The 7,461-nt window shown below is 72.3% G+C and carries 6 protein-coding genes; 1 reads left to right on the plus strand and 5 read right to left on the minus strand.

Annotation, left to right across the window (positions count from 1 at the left end; translation table 11 throughout):
• Nucleotides 1-404: 404 nt before the first annotated feature.
• The 5 genes from ACZ55U_RS38535 to ACZ55U_RS38555 form a co-directional block, all read right to left on the minus strand.
• Nucleotides 405-1,061, minus strand: coding sequence for a TetR/AcrR family transcriptional regulator (locus tag ACZ55U_RS38535; protein WP_465534216.1), 657 nt, complete (start codon nucleotides 1,059-1,061; stop codon nucleotides 405-407).
• Between the two features lie 25 nt (nucleotides 1,062-1,086).
• Nucleotides 1,087-2,526 (minus strand): MFS transporter, encoded by a 1,440-nt coding sequence (locus tag ACZ55U_RS38540; RefSeq protein ID WP_465534218.1) that lies wholly within the window; start codon nucleotides 2,524-2,526, stop codon nucleotides 1,087-1,089.
• 124 nt (nucleotides 2,527-2,650) lie between these two features.
• The gene (locus tag ACZ55U_RS38545; RefSeq protein WP_465534220.1) at nucleotides 2,651-4,075 is read right to left on the minus strand and encodes a DUF2079 domain-containing protein; all 1,425 of its coding nucleotides are present in this window, start codon (nucleotides 4,073-4,075) and stop codon (nucleotides 2,651-2,653) included.
• Nucleotides 4,076-4,186: 111 nt separating this feature from the next.
• Nucleotides 4,187-5,707, minus strand: a complete 1,521-nt coding sequence (locus ACZ55U_RS38550) for an ATP-binding protein (protein ID WP_465534222.1) — start codon at nucleotides 5,705-5,707, stop codon at nucleotides 4,187-4,189.
• On the minus strand, nucleotides 5,704-6,396 hold the full coding sequence (locus tag ACZ55U_RS38555) for a response regulator (RefSeq protein WP_465534224.1): 693 nt from the start codon (nucleotides 6,394-6,396) through the stop codon (nucleotides 5,704-5,706). The genes ACZ55U_RS38550 and ACZ55U_RS38555 overlap by 4 nt, the downstream gene beginning before the upstream one ends.
• A 334-nt stretch (nucleotides 6,397-6,730) precedes the next feature.
• On the opposite strand from ACZ55U_RS38555, the gene ACZ55U_RS38560 reads away from it, so the two are divergent.
• Nucleotides 6,731-7,405: an XRE family transcriptional regulator gene (locus ACZ55U_RS38560; RefSeq protein WP_465534226.1), complete on the plus strand. Its 675-nt coding sequence runs from the start codon at nucleotides 6,731-6,733 to the stop codon at nucleotides 7,403-7,405.
• The last annotated feature ends 56 nt before the right edge of the window (nucleotides 7,406-7,461 follow it).

Raw genomic sequence — 7,461 nt, forward strand, 5'->3', positions numbered from 1 at the left:
AACGGCAGCCGCCTGATAGCCACACCCAGCACCCCTGGGCGACCCAACCTTACGAGTGGCTCGATCAACCCAGCTCAGAAGGTAGAGCCGCCTGACAGTGAGGACGTTCATGAGCGTCTCCCGCGGGGGCTGACCTCGGCCGGCCCGGGAGACCGGGGAACCGGAGGAAGCGCGATGCCCGGGCGCGCGCGAGAAGAAGGCCCGCCGGAAGGAGAAGGCGCACCAGGCCGTCCGACCGGCTCGGCCCGCACCTCGTCAGGGCCCCGGACCCGCGTCCCCGGTGCGCTCGGGCGGGTGGTCGGAGGCGCGCGTTCGTGACGGGGGCCGTGCGACGTCGAGATGTCGTAGGCGATCCGGGGGCCGTCGCCGCGTGAGGTGCGCGGCCGGGCCCGGTGCGGCGGTGCTCAGCCGGTGCGGTGCGCGGGAGCGTTGGCGTGGATCAGGGTGTCGCCGATGGCGGGGTGGGCGAGGGGTTCGGCGGCCGGGCGGAAGCCGGCCAGCACGATGGCGAGGTGGCGGCGCCAGACGCCGGGCACCTGGCCTTCGGTGTCGTCGATCAGGACGCGCAGTGCGAGGAGGCCGGCGTACACGTCGGTGCGGGTGATCTCCTCGCGCACCCGGCCGGTGTCCTTGGCCCGGGTGAGGAGGTCGTCGACCAGGGCGAGCAGTTCCGCGCGGCGCTCGTCGGCCTCCGGGGGGATGGCCGCCCACAGGCGGGTGAGCCAGCCGTGGCGGACGGCCAGCACCTCGCCGGTGTCCCACAGCGCCTGTTCCAGGGCCCGGTCGTCCGGCTGCTGTTCGGCCGCGCGGCGGAAGCAGGTGAGGATCGAGTCGAGGATCTCGTCGCTGAGCGCGGCGAGCAGGGACTCCTTGGTGGGGAAGCGGCGGTAGAGGGTGCCCATGCCGACGCCGGCGCGGGCGGCGATCTCCTCGACCCCCGCGTCGGGGCCGAGTTCGGCGAAGACCTCCCACGCGGCCCGCAGCAGCTTCTCCCGGTTCTGTGCCGCGTCGCGGCGCAGGGCCTTGGGCTTGCCGGGTGCGGGCCGGTGGGGGGTGGTCATCGGGGGGCCTGGTCCTTGCGCTCGGTCACCGGTCCACCATGGTGAGCCGGGGCGATCCCACGCTGTGGTCGCTCCGGCGGCGCCTGGCCGCCGGGATGGCGAGGGAAGCCGCGGCGGCGAGCCCGGCGCTGGCCGTCAGGAACCAGAAGGTACCGGTGTAGCCGGAGTCCTGGGGGAACGGGTGGGCGGCCGTGACCCCGGAGGACAGGATACTGGCCGCCACCGCGCTGCCGATCGCGCCGCCGATGGTGCGGATGTTGGCGTTCATGCCGCTGGCCGCGCCGGTCTGGGCCGGGGGAACGGCCTCGACGACGATGGCGGACATGGCGGAGAAGGCGAGGCCGAGACCGACGCCGATCAGGGCCGAGGCGGTGTAGATCTGCCAGGAGCGGCCGTGCGACACGGCGAGCATCGTGAACGGGACGACGGTGATCAGGCTGCCCGCGATCAGCACGCGCTTGGAGCCGTAGCGGGAGGCGAGCCTGCCGGCCAGCACGCCGAGGGCGAACATGCCGCCGGTCATCGGCAGCATGTAGAGACCGGACTGGGTGACGCTCGCGGTGAATCCGTAGCCGGCCAGGTGCTCGGGCGTCTGGACCAGCTGCGGCAGGAAGGTCATCGAGGTGTACATCCCGATGCCGAAGAGCAGTGCGACGAGGTTGGTGGTCCACACGGCGGGGATGCGCATCACGCGCATGTCGATCAGCGGGGCTTCCGAGCGCAGCTCGGTCACGATCCAGTAGCCGGCGAAGACCACCGCGGCCGCGAACAGGCCCATGATCCGCAGGGAGCCCCAGCCCCACCTCTGGCCCTCGCTGACGGCGAGCAGCAGGGCCACCAGCCAGACGGAGAGCAGCAGCGCGGCGCGCCAGTCGATCGGCCCGGGGACGCGCACGGGGGATTCGGGGACGAAGAGGTAGGTGGCGATCGCGGCGGCGCAGATGAGGATCATCGGTGCCCAGAACAGCCAGTGGTAGTCCAGGTGGTCGACGATGGGCCCGGCCAGGATCAGGCCGAGTCCGGCGCCTACGGCGGTCAGCGCGGCCGTGACGCCGACGGCGCTGCGGACCTTGGCGGGCGGGAACTCGTCGCGGATGATGCCGAAGGCGAGGGGCACCACGGCGCCGCCCGTGCCCTGGACGACCCGCGCGACGATCATCGGGCCGACGGAGTGGGAGGCGCCGGCCAGCGCGGACCCGGCGGCGAGGGCGACGAGCGTGACGATCAGCATCCGCTCCTTGCCGACCTTGTCGCCGATCCGGGCCAGGATCGGCGTGGCCACGGAGGCGGACAGCAGGTAGCCGGTCATCAGCCAGGTCGCGGTGGACTGGGTGGTGTGCAGGCGTTCCATCAGGGTCGGCAGGACCGGGACCACCAGCGATTGCAGCAGGGAGAACGCTCCGACGCCGAGCAGCAGCACGGCGAAGGTCAGGTTGTAGTGGGGGCGGGCGTCTGTTCGGGGCATGGGTGTGGGCTCCAGCGGGACAGCAAATAAGCGGAGAATTGGCTCCGGATGTCCCCGAGGCCAACAGAAGCGGAGAATGGACTCCGCATCGGTCCTTCCCGAGGTGGCTGCCCCCGGCTGGTCGCTACGTCCGGCGACGCAGGACGAGGTATCCGTCTCCGGCCGAGGCCCGCTCGTAGGCGGACGCGAGGCGGCGGGTGAGCGCGGGTACCCATGACGGGCCTCCGTACGTGGACGTCCGCTCGTCGAGCACCACCCAGTCTGGTGTGAGGGGGTGCCCGGAGGAGTCGGTGAACTCGGGGGTGAGCAGGTAGCCCGTGGTCCGGTCGACGAGGTGCGGGAGCAGGTAGGTGTCGGCGGCGACGGTCGCGCCGTCCGGGACCACGGCCAGGTGCGCGTGCGCGGCTCGGCAGCGCGCGCGGTCCTCGTCGGGGGAGACGACGGTGACGAGCGGGCCGTGGGCGAGAGCGAGTGCCGTCATCCCCGCGATCAGTGCCCAGACCGCCGGCTCGGCCCGGGGGCGGCGCCGTAGCGCGTCGACGAGGGCGGCGAAGACGGCCACCTCGATGAGCAGGTTGTAGTGGTAACCCGGTCCCCAGTACGCGGGATTGGCGTTCGCGGCTCGGGCGAGGAAGGGGATCAGCGCGGCCCAGATCAGCGGAGAACGCGCCCCGATGACTCCTGCGCCCGCCAGCAGGAGGACGAGGGTGCGCGACGCGGTGCCATCGGTGACCAGACTGGTGCCGAGAGCGCGGACACAAGCCGCGAGGAACGTCCACGGGCCCTCGGCCCCCTGCGCGTAGGTGTAGCGGTGCCAGTAGCTCAGGGACGGGATGACGACCGAGAGAACCACGGCGAGGCCGGCCACCGCCGAGACCGCGAGCACGGCGGCCGGCGCGCGCCGGCCCCGTACGGCCAAGGCCGCGGCGACGCCGAGCATGACGAAGGCGGAATCCTCCTTGACCAGCAGGAGCAGGGCCGTGAGGGCGGCGCACGAGCGCCATCGGCCGAGCAGGTAGGCCCGAAGGGCGAGCGCCAACAGGGGCGCCCCGAAGGCGACTTCGTGGAAGTCGAAGTCCACGGCGTTCTGGACGCCGACCGAGGCCCCGAACGCCGCACCGGCCGACAGCCCCCGCCACCGGCCCAGTGTGAGCGCCGCGACGTCGGCGACGACGGCGACGGCCACCGCCACGAGCAGTGCTTGGACGCAGAGCAGGATCCGGATGTCGGGCCAGACGCGGTAGAGCGGGGCCACGAGGGCGATGACGGGGTCGAAATGATCACCGAACGCCAGGAAGCCGGGAGCTTTGAGATCGACGACCGGGGCCCGGCCCGCGGCGAGGTGTCTGACGGCCTGACCGAAGATGGCGAGGTCCACGCCGGAGCCGAAGCGGTCGTACCGGCGCAGGGACAGCGTCAGGTAGACCAGCAGGAAGGCGCCGCCCAGAGCCGTCGTCGCACCTCGTCGGCGGCGGGGCGGGCGTGGGGGCCGGGCGGGGGCCGAGGCGAGGACCGAGGCGGAGCGCGTGAGCGGTGTTCGGATGGTCACCCCGCGCAGGCTGGTCGCGCGGCATGTTCGGGCCGTCACCACCGCGTGTGCGCGCGGTCATGGCTCCGTACGGGGTTCCCGTGGCCCGGGCAGGCCAGGGGAACCGGTCTGTCACCGTCTCGGCACGGTCAGCGTGAACACGGCGCCCGGTTCGTTCGCGAGGCTCAGCGTGGCGTGGTGCAGCCGCGCGTTCTCCAGGGCGATCGCCAGGCCGAGCCCGTTGCCGGTGCCGCCCGGGCCGCCCCGGCCGCCCGGGCCGGAGGCCCGCGCGGGATCGGCCCGTACGAAGCGGTCGAAGACCCGCTCGCGCAGTTCCTCGGGTACACCGGGCCCGGAGTCGGCGACCCGGACGACGACGCCGTCCTCCGCCCCGCGGACCGTCACCTCCACGGGGGCGGCACCGTGGTGCAGCGCGTTGGACACCAGGTTGGTGATGACGGTGTGCATCCGGCGCGGATCGACGTAGGCGCCGGTGTCGCCCTCGGTCCGGACCGTCACCGACTCGGGTGACCGGCTGTGGGCGACGACGTCGGCGACCAGGTCGGCGAGGTCGACCGGTTGCGGGACCACGGCGGCCTCGCCCGCGTCCATGCGCGAGATCTCCAGCAGATCCTCGGTCAGCGTGGCCAGCTGCCGCAGCTGAGGGGTGATCAGTGCCGCGGCGCCGTCCCTGGTGGCGGGGTACTCCAGCGCGGTCGCCGCCGCCAGCAGCGAGGCGGTGGGTGTCCGCAGCTCATGACTCACGTCCGCGACGAACTGCCGCCGGCGTGCCTCGTCCCTGGTGAGCTGGTCGATCGTCTCGGCCAGCCGGTCGGCCATCAGGTTGAACGAGGAACTCAGCTCGGAGAGTTCGTCGCGGCCGGACACCGGGAGGCGGACCGTCAGGTCTCCGGCGCCCAGCGCACGCGCGGCCGAAGCGGCGGCGGTGACGGGCCGTTGGACTCGGCCGGCGACGAGCCAGGCGAGCAGGGCGCCGACCGCCACCGTGGCCCCGGAGACCAGGAGGAGGCTGCGCAGATAGGTGCTCGTCTCGTCGGCGACCGGCTGGAGCGAGTGGTACTCGACGGCCACGACGGGCGCGCCGGGGTAGCGGTCGTTCGGCCCCTGGGTGCCGACGACGGCCCCGACGGTCAGCCAGGGCTTGCCGGCGGGACGTACGAGGACGAGGCGTCGTTCCTCCAGCAGCAACGGATGGTCCGCGGTCCGCAGGAACGCCGTGGGAGGGGTGGAGGAGATCTGCTCGTCGCTCGCGTCGGACACCCTGGTGGCCCCGAGACCGGGCCAGGTGCCCGGATCCTCGTCGGGGCCCGGCGGCTCGTTCGGGTCGGGGGCCGCGTACCCGGCGCCGTCCGGGTTCGGCTTCATGGCGTACACCGTGTACGTGTTGAACTTCCGTACGGCGAGCGCTTCATTGGCGCTGAGCAGGGCGTTCGGCTTGATCCCGGCCCGGATGGAGTTGGCCGCCGAGGTGAAGTCCGACAGCGCGCCGGACAGGACCCGGGCGCGGAAGTCCTGCTCGGCGCGCTCTCGCAGAGCGTGATGGCTGACCAGGGAGAGGATCGCCGAAGGCAGCAGCAGGGCGAGCAGCACGGTGACGGTGATGCGGCCGCGCAGGCCGAGGCGGCCGGTCACGGAAGGTCCAGCCGGTAGCCGACCCCGCGCACGGTGGTGATCAGCGACGGTCGGGCCGGGTCGTCCTCGGTCTTCGCCCGCAGCCGCCAGACGCACGCGTCCACGATGCGCGAGTCGCCGAGGTACCCGTAGTCCCAGACCCGGTCCAGCAGCACCTGCCGGGTCAGGACCTGCCCGGGGTGGTGGACGAACTCCAGCAGCAGACGCAGTTCGGTCGGGGTCAGTTCCACCGGCGCGCCGTGCTTGGTGACGGTCATCGCGCGGGTGTCCACGCGGACCGGCCCCAGGTCCACGACGCCCGCCGCGCCGTCCGCTCCGGCGGTCGGAGCCACCCGCCGGAGCACCGCCTTGATCCGGGCGTCGAGCACCCGGGGCTCCACCGGCTTGGCGACGTAGTCGTCCGCCCCGCACTCCAGGCCGGCGACGATGTCGATCGGCTCCGAGCGCGCCGTGAGCATGATCACCGGGGTCCGCCCGAGCCGCCGGATGCCCCGGCAGACCTCGAACCCGTCCATCCGCGGCATCATCACGTCCAGCACCACGCAGTCGACGTCCCGGCCGGCCGCCAGCCTCTCCAGCGCAACGGGACCGTTCGACGCGCCGAGGACCTCGTGCCCCAGGCCCGACAGCGCCAGATCCAGAGCCTCACGGAGCCCGTCGTCGTCCTCGACGAGCAGTACGCGCGCCATCCCCCACACCCCTCTCCGCCCGGTGATCACCCGCGCAGCGTTGCGGTGAAGTATGTGCGCCTCATGTGGGGACTGTCACCGTTGGGCAACACCGGGGCCGGCCGGATCGGCCCGGCAGTGCGACGGGAAATCAGAATGCCTGTGAGGAAGGGGACATGATCAGGCCCGGAGCTGGACGCCTCGGGACGTCCTCGGTATCGTCCTGCAGTCTCAGTACGTCCCAAGACGCCCATCCGGGGGTGCCATGGCGAACGCACGCCTTCGGTCGGCGCTGGTTGTCCGCGGAGTCACCGAGCGGTAACTGGCGGAGCACTGCGGAGTCGATGCCAAGACGGTGGAGCGTTGGATCCTCAGGAACCGCGAGCCGTACCGTCGGCACCGCCAAGCGGCGGCGGCCAAGTTGCAGACCGACGAGGACTACCTGTGGCCGGAGGCGAAGTCCGAGACCCAGCGCCTGGACGAGGCCGACGCCGAGATCGTCCGCGTTTACCCCCACCGCTCGTCCGTGCCACCGGAATTGTGGCTGCAGTTCGCCCAGCGTGCTGCGACCGACATCGGCGTGCTCGTCCATGCCGGCGTCCATCCCGCCGAGAATCCGCGCTGGCACCGAGCGCTCAGCGAGCGGGCCCGGGCGGGCGTCCGGGTCCGTCTGCTGCTCGGTGACCCGGAAAGCTCGGAGGTCGCGCGGCGGGGTGAGGAGGAGGAAGTCGGCGAGGGCGTCGCGTACAAGGTGCGCGAGGTCACCAGGCTCTACCGGCCGCTCTACGGAACGCCCGGCATCGATTTCCGGACGCACCGGGCCACGCTGCACAACTGCCTTTACTGGTTCGACGACGAGATGCTGGTGAACACCCAGATCTACGGGGTGAGCGCGCCGCTCACCCCGGTGCTCCACCTGCGCCGCGTCGCCGGCGCCCAGTTGGTCTCGACCTACCGGCAGAGCGTCGAGAAGGTCTGGGCCGGTGCCGTTCCGCTAGTGTCCTGCGCCAGGAATTCGTTCAAGATATGAGGCGAGTCGTTCGAGGATCTCGTCGGCGGTCTTGGTCCAGGTGAACGGGCGGGGGT

This window comes from Kitasatospora sp. NPDC034533 (genome assembly GCF_055575155.1).